General features: G+C 32.2%; 14 protein-coding genes. 11 read left to right on the top strand and 3 right to left on the bottom strand.

Annotated features, from left to right (window positions below; genetic code table 11):
• Positions 1-39: 39 nt before the first annotated feature.
• The 6 genes from GMC_RS0103585 to GMC_RS0103560 all read left to right on the top strand — a co-directional run bounded on the left by GMC_RS0103585 (position 40) and on the right by GMC_RS0103560 (position 4,671).
• The gene (locus GMC_RS0103585; RefSeq protein ID WP_010520849.1) at positions 40-390 is read left to right on the top strand and encodes an OB-fold protein; all 351 of its coding nucleotides are present in this window, start codon (positions 40-42) and stop codon (positions 388-390) included.
• Between the two features lie 37 nt (positions 391-427).
• Positions 428-979 (top strand): YceI family protein, encoded by a 552-nt coding sequence (locus GMC_RS0103580; protein WP_010520848.1) that lies wholly within the window; start codon positions 428-430, stop codon positions 977-979.
• On the top strand, positions 969-1,937 hold the full coding sequence (locus tag GMC_RS0103575) for a DUF5777 family beta-barrel protein (protein WP_010520847.1): 969 nt from the start codon (positions 969-971) through the stop codon (positions 1,935-1,937). The genes GMC_RS0103580 and GMC_RS0103575 overlap by 11 nt, the downstream gene beginning before the upstream one ends.
• A gap of 6 nt (positions 1,938-1,943) precedes the next feature.
• Positions 1,944-2,606, top strand: a complete 663-nt coding sequence (locus GMC_RS22535) for a DUF4331 family protein (protein ID WP_010520846.1) — start codon at positions 1,944-1,946, stop codon at positions 2,604-2,606.
• A 1-nt stretch (position 2,607) separates the two neighbouring features.
• Positions 2,608-3,171 carry a DUF4331 family protein gene (locus tag GMC_RS22530; protein WP_010520845.1) on the top strand — a complete coding sequence of 188 codons (564 nt, stop codon included), beginning with the start codon at positions 2,608-2,610 and terminating at the stop codon, positions 3,169-3,171.
• Positions 3,172-3,375: 204 nt separating this feature from the next.
• A complete protein-coding gene (locus GMC_RS0103560; protein WP_010520844.1) occupies positions 3,376-4,671 on the top strand; it encodes a tetratricopeptide repeat protein in 1,296 nt (431 codons plus the stop codon).
• A gap of 160 nt (positions 4,672-4,831) precedes the next feature.
• Here the strand turns inward: GMC_RS0103560 and GMC_RS0103555 are convergent, their stop codons facing one another.
• Positions 4,832-5,614 carry a DUF547 domain-containing protein gene (locus tag GMC_RS0103555; RefSeq protein ID WP_010520843.1) on the bottom strand — a complete coding sequence of 261 codons (783 nt, stop codon included), beginning with the start codon at positions 5,612-5,614 and terminating at the stop codon, positions 4,832-4,834.
• Between the two features lie 561 nt (positions 5,615-6,175).
• Between GMC_RS0103555 and GMC_RS0103550 the strand changes: the two genes are divergently transcribed.
• From GMC_RS0103550 to GMC_RS0103530, 5 genes are all read left to right on the top strand, one after another.
• Positions 6,176-7,093, top strand: a complete 918-nt coding sequence (locus GMC_RS0103550) for a mechanosensitive ion channel family protein (RefSeq protein ID WP_010520842.1) — start codon at positions 6,176-6,178, stop codon at positions 7,091-7,093.
• Positions 7,094-7,819: 726 nt separating this feature from the next.
• On the top strand, positions 7,820-11,263 hold the full coding sequence (locus GMC_RS18970; protein ID WP_010520841.1) for a SusC/RagA family TonB-linked outer membrane protein: 3,444 nt from the start codon (positions 7,820-7,822) through the stop codon (positions 11,261-11,263).
• Between the two features lie 11 nt (positions 11,264-11,274).
• Positions 11,275-12,762 (top strand): RagB/SusD family nutrient uptake outer membrane protein, encoded by a 1,488-nt coding sequence (locus GMC_RS0103540; RefSeq protein WP_010520840.1) that lies wholly within the window; start codon positions 11,275-11,277, stop codon positions 12,760-12,762.
• 20 nt (positions 12,763-12,782) lie between these two features.
• Positions 12,783-13,706 carry a substrate import-associated zinc metallohydrolase lipoprotein gene (locus GMC_RS0103535; protein WP_010520839.1) on the top strand — a complete coding sequence of 308 codons (924 nt, stop codon included), beginning with the start codon at positions 12,783-12,785 and terminating at the stop codon, positions 13,704-13,706.
• 12 nt (positions 13,707-13,718) lie between these two features.
• Positions 13,719-15,056 (top strand): DUF4302 domain-containing protein, encoded by a 1,338-nt coding sequence (locus GMC_RS0103530; protein ID WP_010520838.1) that lies wholly within the window; start codon positions 13,719-13,721, stop codon positions 15,054-15,056.
• A gap of 554 nt (positions 15,057-15,610) precedes the next feature.
• Here GMC_RS0103530 and GMC_RS0103525 read toward each other — a convergent pair.
• Positions 15,611-15,985 (bottom strand): T9SS type A sorting domain-containing protein, encoded by a 375-nt coding sequence (locus tag GMC_RS0103525; RefSeq protein ID WP_138940555.1) that lies wholly within the window; start codon positions 15,983-15,985, stop codon positions 15,611-15,613.
• The coding region (locus GMC_RS18965; RefSeq protein WP_010520836.1) for a trypsin-like serine protease at positions 15,954-16,614 on the bottom strand (661 nt) is incomplete at its 5' end. The genes GMC_RS18965 and GMC_RS0103525, both read right to left, overlap by 32 nt.

Raw genomic sequence — 16,614 nt, 5'->3', positions numbered from 1 at the left:
TCCTTGCATTTTTAATTGGTGTTCTTTTCTTTGGTTGGTATGCATATCACAAAAAAAGCTCCGGCAACTCAAACATTAAAAGCGGCCATAGAAATTAAACAAACAGATTTATATGATTTTTCAACAGCTAAAAATGTAGAAAAATTAAATCAATTTATTGAAAAACCAATTATTGTAAGTGGAAAAATAAGTGAAATAACTTTTGATAAAAGTTACGCTTTTTTGTTAACTTCAGAAGATAATGTGATGATTTCTTGTAAATTTCAAACGGATCAAAATCATCTTGTAAGTAACTATACTGTTGGGCAACATATTAAAATAAAGGGAATCTACAAAGGGTCTTTAAACTATTTAATTTTATTAAATTGCATTGTTTTAAAAAATAATTGATTGCTTTTCAATACATTAAATATCTAAAAACACCTCTATGTATAAAAGACTATGTTTGCTTTTACTAATACCGCTATGGTTTACTAGCTTCTCTATTAAGGGAGATAAATATATTTGTCGCAATGGGAAAGTTACTTTTTTTTCCTATGCTACATCCGAAAATATTAAAGCTGAAAATGATCAGGTACTCAGTTTATTTGAACCTGAAACTAAAAAAATTGCTGTCAGTATTTTGATGCGAGCTTTCCAGTTTGAAAAATCATTGATGCAAGAACATTTTAATGATAGTTACATTGAGTCAGACATATATCCAAAAGCAACTTTTGAAGGCGTTGTTTTAAATTTTGACAAAGATCTTTCGGGAACACAAACTAAAATAATAAATGGTGATTTTACGTTAAGAGGAATTTCTAAACCTATTAAAATAAAAGCTGATATAACAAAAAAATCCAATACTTACGAAATTATTGGAGAAACAGAATTAAACGTTAAAGATTATAAAATTAAAGTTCCACAAATATTGGCTAATCGTATTGCACAAACTGTTAAAATATCTTTCAATTTCAAATACAATCATTATGAGAAGTAAATTACTTATAATAACCCTTACTATTTACCTAGGATTTACCTCGGCACATGCACAGGGGCTTTTGGATGAATTATATTTTGAAGAAAAAGACCGTACGGAATTAGTACAATCCACCTTTAAAATGCTTCGGATAGGTATGTTTCATTCGGTGGAAACCAGAAAAAAAGGAGTTGTAGAACTTACTGCATATACCCGTTACTGGAACATTCCAGAAGTTGACGGCGAAGTTATTGAAACTAATAACTTTGCATCAGACCGAATGAGCGCTCGCTTTGGAGCAGATATTGCATTTACGAATCAACTTACCGTGGGAATTGGGTGGTCAAATACTAATGCTTTAGATGGTTATTTTAAATATCGTATTGTACAACAACGCTCAGGTAAAAAAAGTATTCCTTTTAGTATTACTGGGCTTTTAGGGGGATCGCATCGATTTGAAAATTTACAAAATATTTCCAGCAATGGCGATCCTACGGCAATTTATGACACCACCGTTCCTAACACTTCTATTAATTTAGAAGATGGCTTTGGTGATAAAACAAATATATACGCACAACTGCTTTTTGCCCGCAAATTTGATCGAAATTTATCCTTACAAGTATCTCCTACACTTATTTTCCGTGGATCAAATCGATTTGAAGAAAATCCGGATGTACACGTGGCTCTAGGTTTTGGGGGGCGTTATAAAGTAGGAAAACATGCCTCATTATTTTCAGAATACTATTGGCTCCCCAAATCATCTGCACTACAAAATATCGAAACTTTTGGGGCCTATTCTTTGGGTGTCAACTGGGAGGTTTCCAAAGTACAAATACAAATGTTTTTGACCAATAGCGGGGATTATGCCGAAGATATCACAATTACTGAAACGCCTGTTAATTTTAATTTTAAAGATGGTAATCTTTTTTTTGGATGGAACTTTGCCTATGTGTTACACTTTAAAAAACGAAAAAAATAATTTGTTATGAAAAAACTTAAAAACTATATCATAGGTGCTGTAGCGCTTTCGGTTGGGGCGGCTTTATTAATTTCGTCCGACCATGTAGATGCGCCAAGTGTATTGAATACAACAGCTGACGTTGCTGATTTTTATGCTTTTGAAAATAATACCAGAGAAAATATGGTATTTATAGTTACTAGTCAGGGTATTTTAAGCCCTCAAGAAAGTGAAAATGCCAATTTTGATCAAAATGTACTTTTTGAAATTAATATTGACAATACTGGAGATAATGTAGAGGATTTAGTTATTCAAATGATCAGAAGAGGTGATCAAATGCACTTTTTTGGTCCGGTAATTCCGAATAATACTGGATTAAGTGGCTCCATTGTTAGCGACGCTTCCATACAAGAATCTGTACGCATTACGCCGTATCAGGACGAAGATATTATTCTAAAAAATGCCTCTGGCATTTCGTATTTTGCAGGAGTTACAGACGATCCCTTTTTCTTTGACATTGCTCGTTTTAGACAAATAATTGCCGGACAAGCTACTGGTTTTTTAAATCCTGGAAATGATACCTGGAATGGACTAAACGTTTTAACGCTTGCCATTGAATTACCTAAAACCCTTTTGGGAACCAGTGATACCATTAATGCCTGGGTAACTGCTAACCGTAAACAAAATTAAAATGATCTTAAAATTTAAATTACTTACTTTAGTTGGGCTTACCATAACCTTAGTTGCCTGTAGCCTTAATGAAGATGCAAATTCAGCGACTAATGAGGAAATTGTAACAGGTTTTGATGGTACCTTTGTGCAGGAAGACCGTGTTGGTAAACCTGCAATTAATACAGCATTGATACTTCCTAACAGAAAGGATGCTTTTAATATTGCAGTTACTAAAGATATTCAAGCCAATTTTTCTCAAGAAATTGAAGACCGCATTGTTGCTTTAAGCCCTGCATACACTAATGATACGGATACAAATGCATTAGGCCTAACTGCTCCTGAGCTGGCTGGTGTACTGGCAAACGATGTGTTAACTGTAAGTCTTACTGCTCCAACTACTTTTTTTGATGGCACAAATGTCCTTACGGGAAGAAATTTAGAAGATGATGTGATTGATACTGCCTTGCTTCTCATTTTTGGTGGCGAGGATGGTTCCGAAAATCCTTCATTAACAAAAGACAATGTAAATAACAACGATCGTGCTTTTCGAACTACGTTTCCTTACCTACCTAAGCCTTGGTAATTGAATAAAATAATGAATAATTGCCTCGAATTGATTTTCGGGGTAAATTTTTGCTGGTATAACACAACCAGAAGTTTTAAAAACTACTAGTAAAAGTAAGCGTTAATGTTATTATACTTATTTAACCTGCACATGATTTATATGTAAAACAGTATTCACTATTAGCTAAACTCCGCATTTACTTCCCCAAAAAATAGTTTAAAAATGAAAAAAGTTATACTAGTAGCACTTGTAACGGCTAGTTGTTCCAAAACCAATGTACATACCATTACAAATTTTGAAGATTATCAAATTTATTTACAACCTGATACTACTAATAGGCTCAGTGACATCAGAACAAATCTTCAATTTTGGATAAAAAAAGCAGCCAAGGATACTACTCAATCTATTTATTTAAGCAAATTGGCTGTTGCCGAAAATAGTTATTTTGAAGCTACGGCGAAAATACAACATTTGAAAAACGCTCAACTGGCGTTGGAAAAAGCAGTTCAACTTACTGATAGTAATCAAGTGGGGCTACTTCATCAGTTGACCCAAAATTATATTAAACAACATCGATTTCGACCTTGTTTAAAATTATTGTCAAAAGCAGCTAAAATTGGTCAAAAAGCCAGAACAACTAACCAATTGCTTTTCGACATTCATTTGGAACTTGGAAATGATGCTGTTGCTTTTAACTATCTTCAAAAATTTAAAAACAATAAGGATTTCAACTACCTGATCAGAATGGGAAAGTGGCAAGACACTCAAGGTAATCTAAATGATGCTATTGGCTATTTGAAACTTGCCTTAAAACAAGCGCAGCTTAGCGCTGATAAGTATTTAAAAAAATGGAGCTATTCCAATTTAGCTGATTTTTACGGACATCAGGGAAACATTAAAAAATCATACGATTATTACCTTAAAACACTACAACTAAATCCTTACAGTCATTATGCACTTAAAGGAATTGCCTGGATTGCATTTTCACATGAAAAAAACGTGTTAGAAGCTAATCAAATTTTAGACACATTAATAAAACGTGCTCCAAAACCAGACTATTATTTATTTAAAAGCAACATTGCTAAATTTAATAACGATACTAAGCTACAAAAGGAAATGAGCGGTCATTTTAAAGAAATGGTAACCAAATCGGAATATGGTTATATGTATCATCTGCACCTTATTGAATTATTAGTAAACAATAGTATTCCAAACGATAATAAAATAGCCTTAGCACTAAGTACCAAAGAGCTGCAACAAGTGCGAGAGACACCAATGGCATACAGTTGGCATGCTCGCGCCTTAGCAGTTAATCAATTTCAAAATAAAGCTGAAAAAATAATAAAAGATCATGTTTTAGGAAAAACGGAAGAACCTAAAGCGCTGTTAAATGCCGCTTTGGTATTGAACAAAAATTCCAAAAATCAAACTACGGTAAATAGTTTGTTGCATGATTTAGAAGAAGCCTACTATGAACTGGGTCCAAATATTCAAAAAACAATAAAAGCACTCAAATGAGTGCTTTTAAATTAGGAAATACTATTGTAACTGCTAACTAAACTAACCAAATAACAACAGTTACACATTTTGCATTTCCAACCCTAACAAACTAACTAACTAAACACAATATCTTAACACTTTTTACTTATTTTCGTAACTCTTAGCTACGTACTATTTATTAAAATACTACCTGAAATGAATTGATAGTATCATCATAAGGCAAGTAAGTTACCTTTTGTTCATTTGTAATATTTTTATTCGTGAATACCTTTAAAAAATCCTTAATACTATCATATTCACCTTCAATTTCCTTTTTATATTTTTTCACTAAAGGCGATAATTCAATTGAGGTATTTGAAATTTTGTTTTTTGCTGTATTATTTAAAAATACGCGAACACGCATGTTCAATGTTTTTTGCAAATTTTCAGCTGTATAAGCATCTTTATCCATTTTTACGCTTCCCACATATCCCCTATTTAGCACCAATAAAGCGCGTACGTCATTAAATGAGGCTATAATTTCTTCAATGTCGCTTAAGCTCATCATTTCATTATTAATTTCAAAAAACTTGATTTTTTCAACTTTTCCGATATCACTCAAGCGTTTTGCTGGAAAATTATCAGCAATTAATTTAATAGAGTATGCATTATAAACATTAATCCAATCTGCCACTTTAGCACTTTGTGTCCATCTGTTTGTTACCTTAGTATTTGAAAGTTCCTGTAACACGTTATCAAACTTTCGGTATTCTCTTTTAAATGCCGTGTAATCAACAGCACCTAATATGCTGGAATGTTGTCTTAAAATCTTAGACAAATTTTTGTATGAAATTGATTCTTCAATTTCGCTCGTTGATGCTACTTCCATAGTTTCAACATCAGCACTTGCTAATTGCGCCCAACTTGATACTACTATTAGTAAAGCAAATCCAGTTATTAAAGTATTTTTTAATGTATTCATAAGTGATAATTTTAGGGGTTCGTTTTTCATCTTACACTTACAAAATTATAGCAGTAGTATGCTTTTTTAAACTTTAACTCGTCCAACGGGAATTTGTACCATTAAGCATGAAAAATTATTTTACAATACACGCTTATAGCTGCTAAAAGTGAAAATTCAGGGTTAAAAGTGAATCCAAATGATAGATAAACCACTGAAAACAATAGCTTTTGATGTTCATCGGTTATTTTAAAGGTAAATTTTAAATTTCTGCACCAAACCGATTTAATCTTTCAATTCAGATAGTTTTTAATTACATTTTTATCAAACAAATGCTTTTCTTCCCGAAAGGGTAATACCGTTTCCAACATCAAATTTTTCAATTACAATTAGAACCGATGTAACAACAATAAAACTCAGATGGAGACCAATTAAACATATCAGATTAATTATTTACTTGAAACATTATTTAACCATTTACATACTGACCGTTCCCATTTTTGAGTTAACAATTCTTCTGATTGCACAACACATAAATGCATACTTAGGTTATTTTACAAATCCCATTTGTAAATAATAACTATGAAATTGATTAATGAAAATCACTTTATTGAAGCTTATAATAAGATGTTAGATAAACTAGCCACTTGGTTAGATAGTGTCATTTTGAATTTACCTAACATCATTATTGCCATAACCGTTTTTGTACTTGCCATAATAGCGTCAAAATACATATCAAAACTTGTTGAAAAACTACTTGATCGGAGTAGCTTACAACGCTCCATGAAAAAATTAATTGCTCAAGCTTTTTCTTTAATTACCATCCTCCTGGCCATGTTTTTAATCTTAGGGATTCTTAATTTAAGTAAGGCGTTAAACACCATTCTTGCAGGTGCTGGAGTTGCTGGTTTGGCCGTTGGTTTGGCGCTACAAAGTGCTTTAGCTAACAGTTATTCGGGTATAGTATTGTCCTACATTAAGGATTTAAAATTTGGTGACTGGATTAAAACCAATGATTTTGAAGGAGAAGTCATTGATATTGACCTAAGGGTAACGACTATTAAACAAATTGATAATAATTTGGTATACATTCCTAATAAACTAGTTTCGGAACAAGCGCTAAAGAATTTTTCTAAAACAAAAATGTCCAGAGTTATTTTAACCTGCGGCGTGGCTTACAAAAGCGACCTAGAATTTGTGCAACGGTTGGTAAAAGAAACTTTGACTCAGCATTTTGATTCCGTTAATAAAGAAAGGGATGTATTATTTTTATGGAGAGAATTTGGTGATAGCAGTATTAATTTTGAAACCAGATTTTGGATTGAATCCAGCCGACCTTTACTAGTTGCTAAAGCGAAAAGTAAAGCCATGATTGTCATTAAAAAAGCATTTGATGAAAACCAGATTTCAATACCATTCCCAATGCGTACACTAGAATTACCCGACAATATAAATATCAATACCATAAACAGCCAGCAAGCTATGAAGGTTGAGCAATAAGTATAAGCCTAAAATATGCATTACAAAAAGATGCCTATTTTAGGCTTCTCGCTATCAAAAAGTCTAGATTTTTTGTATTTATAATATTTACCGATAAATAGTACTTTGTACACAAAATACATTCAAATGTTTTTAATATGATGAAAAAATCAAATACCGATACTGTTTGTTAATTTAACTTTAAATTTAAAAGAGTTATTAATCTTATTCTTTCATTTGTAATCTTCGAATTCTTTAGCAATTGATTTCAATTTTCACCAATTCAAAGTCAAATAATGCAAATCAAATAACTATACGATTAGAATTTTTATTGTTTTTTATTTTTAGCGTTAACAAGAAAAATCAATTGAATACAAATAAAAATTAAGCAATTTTACTATTCCCATTGTTAAAAACAAACATATAATCACTTATTTTTCAACAAACTGAATTCAAAAATTTGTTTTAAAAATCAGAATATAACAATTAAAAATTCAAAAATTGCAGGAAATTTATAATAACAATTTAAATTAAGGTGTTTTCTGACAAAAACGTAATTAACAAAAAAAATCAAACATTGTAGGAAATATATTGACAATTATTTCAGCTCAAACTAAAAATTTCGTAAAAAACACATTTGAATTAAAAATTTAACATTAATTAACGCTATCTTAAAGGTACAGCATACTAGTTTTGTTGTTTAGTATTATGCGTGCATAATAAAAATGTATAACTAGTAAAAATTCTATGAAGCAAATTTTAAATTTAACTGTACTTATTGCTGTCTTAAGTACACAATTTGCTAATGCAAATGAAGTTTTAAACAACTTTTCGTCCCCTTATCAAACCCAAGAAAGTTTTGAAATTAAAGGTCAAGTGCTTGACGAAGATGGTATACCTATACCTGGAGTAACCGTTTTTATTAAAGGAACATCAAAAGGAGCTGTTACTGACTTTGATGGTTATTACGCACTTTTGGTTACTAAAAATGATATTCTGACAATTCAAAGTTTAGGTTTTGAAGATCAGCAAATAACTATATCTGATACAAACCGCACTAATTATGATATTAAGCTTATAAAAGCTATTGAGTCACTAAATGAAATAGTTTTGACTGATGGTTATAAAACAATCAACAGAAAATTATTTACCGGAACCGCTACCAAATTAAAATTAGAAGAAGTAAAAATAGAAGGAGTAACTGACCCTGGTCGTTTATTGGAAGCCAAAGATGCTGGTGTTATTGTTGATAATGTTTCTGGGTCATTTGGTGCCTCTCCAAGAATTAGAATTAGAGGTAATACTTCTATTAACGGGAATAATAATCCAATATGGGTGGTTGATGGCGTTATTTTGGAAGACAATGTAGAGGTATCAAGTGATGCCTTGTCTTCTGGTAATGTAAATTCATTAATTGGATCTGCAATTGCAGGAATTAACCCTGATGATATCGCTACTTTCTCTATACTTAAAGATGCTTCTGCAACAGCTATTTATGGAGCAAGAGCTAAAAACGGGGTAATTGTTATTACCACTAAAAAAGGTAGAAAAGGAAAAATTAAAGTGAATTATAGCAATACTTCATCGTATAGGTTACGTCCCACATATAATGATTTTAATGTATTAAATTCTCAACAAGAATTTGAAGTATACCAAGAACTTGTTGAAAAAGGCATATTCGATATTACTAATTTTCAGACTGCCGAAGCTTTCGGTGTAATTGGAGATTATTTTGTTAACAGAAGAGAAAATTTGGTACCTATTGGTGCTAATGGAACAATTTCCGATGCCGCCCTTTTTAGAAATCAAACTGCCAATACGGATTGGTTCAAACTTTTATTTAATCAAATTGCTTTACAACAAACACATTCGTTAAGTATATCAGGAGGTAGCGAAAATGCATTGTATTTCTTTTCCACAAGTTATTTAGATGATGAAGGGCAATCCGTTGGTAATACCGCAAAAAGAATAACTTCCAGATTAAATACTGTATTCCAACTTTCTCCTAAAGTTTCTGTATCAACATCACTATCAGCAAGTATTAGAGATCAAAAAACACCAGGAACCACAGATCGAACTTTTAATCTTATTACAGGTCAATTTACAAGAGACTTTGATATTAATCCTTATAGTTTTGCCTTATCAAATGCCAGGAGCATCACCCCATTTGATGAAAATGGAAATCCACAATTTTTCAGGAGGAACTTTGCTCCTTTCAATATTTTACATGAATTGGATAATAATTTTATTGATATTGATGTTACCGATCTTAGTTTCCAAACATCTCTTGATTATAAAATTAAAGATAACCTAACATTTACTTCATTAGTAAATTTAAGGCGTGCTATAACACAGCGGGATCACATTATTAAAGACACCTCAAATCAGGCTGAAGCTTATAGAGCTGACGATGGAGTAATCGCACCAATTAATCCATTTTTATTCCAAGACCCAAATAGATTATTTGTCCCTCCTTTTTCTGTATTGTCCGAAGGTGGTATTAATATATTTAGCGAAGATGTATTGAATTATTCTTATTTCCGTAACTCAGTAAACTGGAATCCTAAAATAGGCGATTTACATGAATTTACAATTTTAGCAGGTCAAGAGGTTAGAGTTACCAAGCGTAATACACGAACTTTTGATGGTTTTGGTATTTCTTTTGATAATGGGTTAGTCGTAAATTCAAATGAAAATGTGATTGATCTGATAACTAATAACAATGATCAATATTTTAGAGTTAATGATTTTACAGATCATTTTGTAGGCTTTTTTGGAAGTGTTGGATACAATTATGATAATCGATATACAATAAATGGTACCTTACGAAGAGACGGTTCTAACTTACAAGGTTCTTCAAGAAATGCAAGATACCTTACCAGTTATAATATTAGTGGTGCTTGGACACTTAGTAACGAAGAGTTTTTTAACTCCAGCTGGATTAATTTCTTGAAGCTTAAAGGTACGTATGGATTAACTGGTGATCGTGGTCCTCTTGCTAGTGTAGCCAGACTAAGTGGCGAAGACCTGGAAGGTTCGGATTCACCACAAGCAGGATCGTCATTAAACGTAACTAGCGAAGTGCCTTTAAGGCCATTTGACAGGAACAGTGTAAATGAAATTCAATCCTTAGTAAATAAAGATTTAACATTTGAAAAACTAAAGGAATTTAGTACTGGTATTGAATATTCGTTATTTAATGATAGAATTGCTGGAGAAATTGGATATTACTCACGTAACTCTTTTGATTTAATTGGTACGGTGCGTACCAATGGTGTTGGTGGTTTTGCTCGAAAAGATGGAAACTTTTTAACCTTAAAATCAGAAGGGTATGAATTTGCTTTAACTACAGTCAATATTAAAAATAAAAACTTTAGTTGGACGTCTAATATTAATGTTGGTTACAATACTGAAGAGGTTCAAAGTATAAGCTTTCAACCAAGATTAGTTGACTTATTTAGGACTGATGGAAATCCAGTAGAAGGAAGAGAAACCTCTGCCTTGTATTCTACTCGTTTTGCAGGATTAAACGAACTTGGTATTCCAACTTTTTTGGATGCTGACGGAAACCCTCAAACTGATCTTGATTTACAACGAAGAGAAGATATTGAAAAAATACTGAAATATGAAGGACCTACGCAACCCCGAGGTGCTGGAGGTTTCACCAATACATTCACCTACAAAAACTTTAGCCTAGCAGGGACTGTATCTTTTAAGTTCGACTACAAAATAAGATTAAGAGGCACCTTTGCTCCAACATATACTGACTTTAATGCTTTACCACCAGAACTTGCCAATAGATGGCGATTACCTGGTGATGAACTTACCACTAATATCCCTGCAATACTGAGTGCTGGGACTATTATCAACGAGCTTGGAGGACGTGTAGATGCCAATAACATTGTTAGAATTGGTGAAAATGCTTACGATTTATATAACCAAAGCTCTTTAAGAGTTGCCGATGGCGGTTATGTCAGAATGCGAGCTATTTCGTTAGGTTATCAAGTACCTAAAGATTTTTGTAAAAAATTAAGATTAGCAAGAGCAGGATTAAAAGTAACTTTTGAAAACTTATTCTTAATTTATTCTGATGATAAACTAAATGGACAGGATCCTGAATTTTTTAATACAGGTGGATCGGCTTTACCTGTACCAAGATCTGGATCATTAACATTAAATGTAGGATTTTAAAAAAAATTAAAATGAAATATATAAATATAACATTAGGACTCATAATCCTTAGTATTAATTTTAGTTGCGAGGAGTTTTTGAGCGAAACTCCTGATAATCGTTTAGAGTTAAATTCTATTGAAAAAGTTGCTGCTTTAAGCGCCCGAGCTTATTCTCAAGCAAGTGTCGCTTTTACTGATGAAATGACTGACCTTGCTGGCCCTATGGGCAATCGAAATGGTGCTGGTAAAATAATAGATTTGGGCGGAAATACCATTGAACTTGAAAATAGGCAAGCATACAAGTGGGAGGTGATAACTGCCAATGATCAAAACGATACTCCTAACGATTACTGGAATGAAAATTATGAAGCTATAGCACATAGCAATCAAGCATTACAAAGTTTAAAAACAATAAGTGGCGATCCTGATCCAGACCATATAAATGCCATAAAAGGTGAAGCTTTATTATCCAGAGCATACCATCATTTTATGCTGGTTAATTTATTTGGTAAACATTACGATGCTGCTACCGCTGCTACTGATTTAGGAATCCCTTACATTACTGAACCTGAAGAGTCGTTTTTACCTACTTATACAAGAAACACCGTACAAGAAGTGTATGATTTAGTTGAAAAAGACCTACTAGAAGGTCTAAATTTAATTAACACACGTTTTTTTGAAGGAACAACTAAATTTCACTTTTCCAAACTTTCTGCGTTAGCTTTTGCCAGTCGCTTTTATTTATGGAAAGGAGACTATCAAAAATGTATTGAATTTTCAGATAGGTTTTATGATGGAAAAAGTCCCTTAGAATTTATTACAAACTACGATAATGTAAGGGGGGCAGGTTATAATCAAACTGCTGACAATTATAATAGCCCTGATGATAGCAGTAATTTACTTTTTACTCAAGTTTTTAGCACACATCAACGTCGTGATACAGGATTCAGATTAAATGACCGAGAATTAACCGATTTATTAGCTAGTCCTGTTGGCACTCATGTTGGTAATACTACTGGTATATGGCAAGTTGGAACTCAAGCAAGATACTTGTCAAGATTAAGGGAATTCTTTTTTAGAGAAAGTTTATCGGCAACTACTGGAAATCCTTATTTTATTGAACAACTTTTCAAAGGTGAAGAAGTAATCTTAAACAGAGCCGAAGCCAAATTAATGCTCAATCAATTTGATGATGCTTTAGATGATTTAAATATACTTGTTGCTGCACATTATGATGGTAACGTTTATACTGAAGATATTATCAACAATAGTACTTTTGATACTGCAAGAACATTAAATGAAAAATTACTAAATATCATTTTAGAAGAACGAAAGGTTCAATTTTTAGATCATGGATTAAGGTGGTTTGATATCAAACGATATAAAATTGAAATTACGCACGAGCTTCCACTTACCGAAGGTGGTGAAATACTAACCTTAGAAGCTGAAGATTTAAGAAAAGTGCTTCAAATACCTCAGGATGCTATTGATAGTGGATTAGCACCAAATCCTAGATAACATTAAAAAAAGTCAAGATTATGAAAAACATTGCAAATACAACAAAAACAATAGTAGTCTCTTTAGCTGTTTCAATACTATCTGGATGTTCAAATTCTGAAGATACACTATCACCTAAACCTATTTTTGAAACGGAGCAACAATCTCAAAATGAATTGGATTTATTCCTTAAAAAAGAATTTGTTGATCCTTTTGGTAGTATCATTCGTTATAAGTTTGATGACAACTTGTTAGAAGCCGATCAACAAGGAACGCCCGTAAAATTAGAAAATGTACAACCCATTGCCGAACTAATTAAAAAAGCGTGGATAACTCCCTACAATAAAGCATCTAATATTGGCGAATCATTTTTAAAAAGAAACTTTCCTGCGGAAATAGTAATTATTGGATCACCTATTTTAAATGGCGATGGAACGCGAACACTTGGTGTTGCTGATTCTGGTGTACGTGTTACTTTAGTAGAAGGTAATGCATTTTCATTAGAACCTGGAGCTGATAATTCAGCTTGGATTAATCAAGCGTTTCAAACGCTACACCATGAGTTTGCACATATAGTTGATCAAAACTTCAATTTTGATTTTCAGCAGTACATACAAATTTCTAATGAAGACTATTCCTCGCCTGGTACATGGACAACAGTATCGCAGGAAAGCGCAATTATGCGTGGTATGGTTTCTCCCTACGCTACATCAGCTGTAGGTGAAGATTTTGCTGAAATGGTTGCAGAATTAATCACCACTCCTGCCGATGTATTTGAAAGTCGTTATATAACTCCTGAAGACTGTACCACTTTTAGCGCTGATGGTTTAATTGATTGCACCCGAAGAAATGAAGGCCGCCAAAGAATTCAGGAAAAAGTAACCATAATTACTGAATACCTTAGAGACGATGTTGGTATAGATATCAATGTACTTCGTGATGAATTTTTGAGAGGAATTGAATAAAAAAAGACCAACATGAAAAAAATTAATAAATACTTATTTGCATTGGCTACCCTATTTTTGATTGCCTGTGCCAGTGACAATGACATTGAAGCTGTTTTTGAAGAAAACACACAAGATCGTGTAACAAATAAATTAAAAGAATTAAACACTTTATTATTAAGTGCTGAATTTGGCTGGACAGCCGATTACGTCCCAAGTGATAATAGTGGTGTCTACAAAATTCATCTTAAATTTAACGAAAATAATACCGTAAACATTACTTCGGATCATAATTCTGGTGAGTTTGATGGTTTGTCCTCTTATAGAGTAGGTATTTCACAAGTACCTGAATTAGTTTTTGATACTTACAATACTTTTTCAAACATTACCGATGATTTTGACGGATTTCAATCTGTAAACTTTTCTAGGGATGCCGAATTTCAATTCAATTTTACTGATGAATTTTCGGAAGAAGAAATTGTTCTTTTAAGTAAATCTGATTTAAAAGTTATTGATGATAATGGAGAGTTAATTGCAGAAAAAAGCAAACTTATTTTAAAACGAGCTACCCAAACTGACGCTGATGATATTATAAAATTAAGAGGGTTAGATAAAAGAATAGCAAATGGTTTTGAAACTGATCTATTTTTTAGAAGTTTTGTAGTTACTAATACTGGCAATGAAACCATTTTTAATGCATCATTTAGTTTTGATCCTTTTACAAGAGTTTCTACTATAAACTTTTTGAATACCACGAGCAACGTTATAGAAACAGTAATCAAACCAATTTCAATAACCGAAAATGGATTCAAATTTGTAACTCCTATTGATATCAATGGTACAAACTTTGAATCTTTTAATTATAATGATGGTACTAATACCTTTGTAGCAAACCAAAATAACTTAAATGCTGTAATTAGTCATGGCACTAATCCTGGTGTTTTATTTTTTCCTGAGTCCAATATATTTGGTACTGAATTTAGGAGATACTTATTTTTTGACAAATCATCCAATAATTATTTGACCCTTACATCGGATGAATTTGTAAATTTAGATGTTGATGATTCATTCACTACACTCAATATTTTCTTTGATACTCCAGATGGATCATACTTTGATTTTGCTTTAGATGGCACCGTATTTGCTAGAGTGTTTTTCGAAGATGTTATCACAGAAAATGAAAAAATTAAATTTAACCTTGTATCAAGTCTAGGAGATGTATCAACTATAACTTCAACATTAGACATTTTGTTTAATACAGAAGGGTTTTATGTAGAAAGGACTGAAGAAAGTGTTTTCACGAGTAACCCTTCATTCTTATTAATCAATATTTCCGATCCAAGTTTTAGATTTTCGTTATACGGTATCTAATAAATTTGCCCTAAAAAAATTAAAAGACCATCCTACAAGATGGTCTTTTTTTAAATAAACAAATTGTTCTGCTTCACTTTTATTTAAAATTAAAATTTAATTGAGTAAATTTAAATCAATAATCACTGTGCTACAATCAATAATCAATACTAAACTCCATTAAAAAAATTAAGACTTTTTCTAATTTTACTTCATTCGACATCCAATGTATATAAAAAATAAATTTTTACAATTCATATTTTTCACCTTAGCCATGTTAGGCCTTTGTTATTTGTACACTATAATTAAAAAGTTCTATTTTCCTTTATGGAAGGAAGACTATTTTTCATTAATTACTATTAGCATAAGCACGTCAATTTCAATAGTATGGATTGATAAATTTATAGTAAAAAAATATTTAATAAATTAGGAATTTCCAATAATTGATAATAAATGAACAATATGCGATTAATCTATTAAGACAACTACTTTTCAACAGCAAACAACTTACTATTTCCTGAATTCAAATCTTTTAGCACATAAACTCCATTGGTCAGTAAAGTAATATTGATTTCCTAAAAATCAGTCACTTTCAAAATTTCTTGACCTGATAATGTATAGATCATTGCTTTATTTATCTCTTTTTTTGAACGAATATGTATAGCTTCTTTAGCAGGATTAGGCCACACGATAAAATCAAGTTCTTTTTCAGATGCATCTAAGTAATCATCGATACTTGACGTATTACTTGCTTGGTAAGGTTTTATTCCTGTTTCCAATGTTATCCAACTTGCTGCCTTTGCAACATTACCCCAAAAACCAAAATCGCTACAAGGCTCCCCTTCTCCCCCACTTACTGTTCCTACCAAAATGAATGTTGAATCGTCATTATCTGCTTCCACCACTAACGGACCACCACTATCCCCCCCTACATGCCATGCGACCTTCAAATTCCTCTACTCGAATACGATCATCTGAAAGTGCTACATCTCCAAACTTTAAAACTGCTCCTTGCAAATGATCTGGAGCCGAACGTTGATTATTAGGATCTGTCAATCCCCAACCTGTGGAAAAACACAAAGCATCTTTGGAAACTAAAGCATTTTCAAAAACTACTGAAGATGCATAGGGTATAGCTTTAGCAAATTTACCAGACAAATCCAATGGACTTTCCAGCTCTAGTAATGCCATATCACTATTGGAATTAGGATTTCGAATAGCTCTTTTAATCCTAACAAATTGCCCTTCCGAAGATTCACTTATTCTGGTGTAACCAGCACCAACTACAATATTGGTCCCATCACCAAAAATACAATGCTCCGCAGTAATGATCCAAGTTGACCCTAAAATAGCACCTCCACAACCATTCAAATCAACTTGATATGGGTGATTTTCAATAAGCACATTGTTTCCATTTACTATTTTATTAGAAATTTGAGACTTAAATTTTGACTTTCCTTGAGCAAAACTAGTGACTATTGCTAAAATCACAAATAATGCTAAAAAACATATATTTTTATAACCTTTATTTTTCATAGGAGTACTAATTTTTATTAATACTAATGTTAAATCATTACCT

It is taken from the genome of Aquimarina agarivorans (assembly GCF_000218485.1).
Lineage (GTDB): Bacteria > Bacteroidota > Bacteroidia > Flavobacteriales > Flavobacteriaceae > Aquimarina > Aquimarina agarivorans.
The sequence above is the reverse complement of the archived record's forward strand: the minus strand, read 5'-3'. Positions and strand labels throughout refer to the sequence as shown.

Excerpts from the sequence above, each read along its gene's own strand:
- GMC_RS22535 (WP_010520846.1), top strand. The coding sequence starts at position 1,944 with ATGAAAAAACTTAAAAACTATATCATAGGTGCTGTAGCGCTTTCGGTT.
- GMC_RS22530 (WP_010520845.1), top strand. The coding sequence starts at position 2,608 with ATGATCTTAAAATTTAAATTACTTACTTTAGTTGGGCTTACCATAACC.
- GMC_RS0103550 (WP_010520842.1), top strand. The coding sequence starts at position 6,176 with ATGAAATTGATTAATGAAAATCACTTTATTGAAGCTTATAATAAGATG.
- GMC_RS0103560 (WP_010520844.1), top strand. The coding sequence starts at position 3,376 with ATGAAAAAAGTTATACTAGTAGCACTTGTAACGGCTAGTTGTTCCAAA.
- GMC_RS0103535 (WP_010520839.1), top strand. The coding sequence starts at position 12,783 with ATGAAAAACATTGCAAATACAACAAAAACAATAGTAGTCTCTTTAGCT.
- GMC_RS0103580 (WP_010520848.1), top strand. The coding sequence starts at position 428 with ATGTATAAAAGACTATGTTTGCTTTTACTAATACCGCTATGGTTTACT.
- GMC_RS18970 (WP_010520841.1), top strand. The coding sequence starts at position 7,820 with ATGAAGCAAATTTTAAATTTAACTGTACTTATTGCTGTCTTAAGTACA.
- GMC_RS0103585 (WP_010520849.1), top strand. The coding sequence starts at position 40 with ATGCATATCACAAAAAAAGCTCCGGCAACTCAAACATTAAAAGCGGCC.
- GMC_RS0103555 (WP_010520843.1), bottom strand. The coding sequence starts at position 5,614 with ATGAATACATTAAAAAATACTTTAATAACTGGATTTGCTTTACTAATA.
- GMC_RS0103540 (WP_010520840.1), top strand. The coding sequence starts at position 11,275 with ATGAAATATATAAATATAACATTAGGACTCATAATCCTTAGTATTAAT.
- GMC_RS0103575 (WP_010520847.1), top strand. The coding sequence starts at position 969 with ATGAGAAGTAAATTACTTATAATAACCCTTACTATTTACCTAGGATTT.
- GMC_RS0103530 (WP_010520838.1), top strand. The coding sequence starts at position 13,719 with ATGAAAAAAATTAATAAATACTTATTTGCATTGGCTACCCTATTTTTG.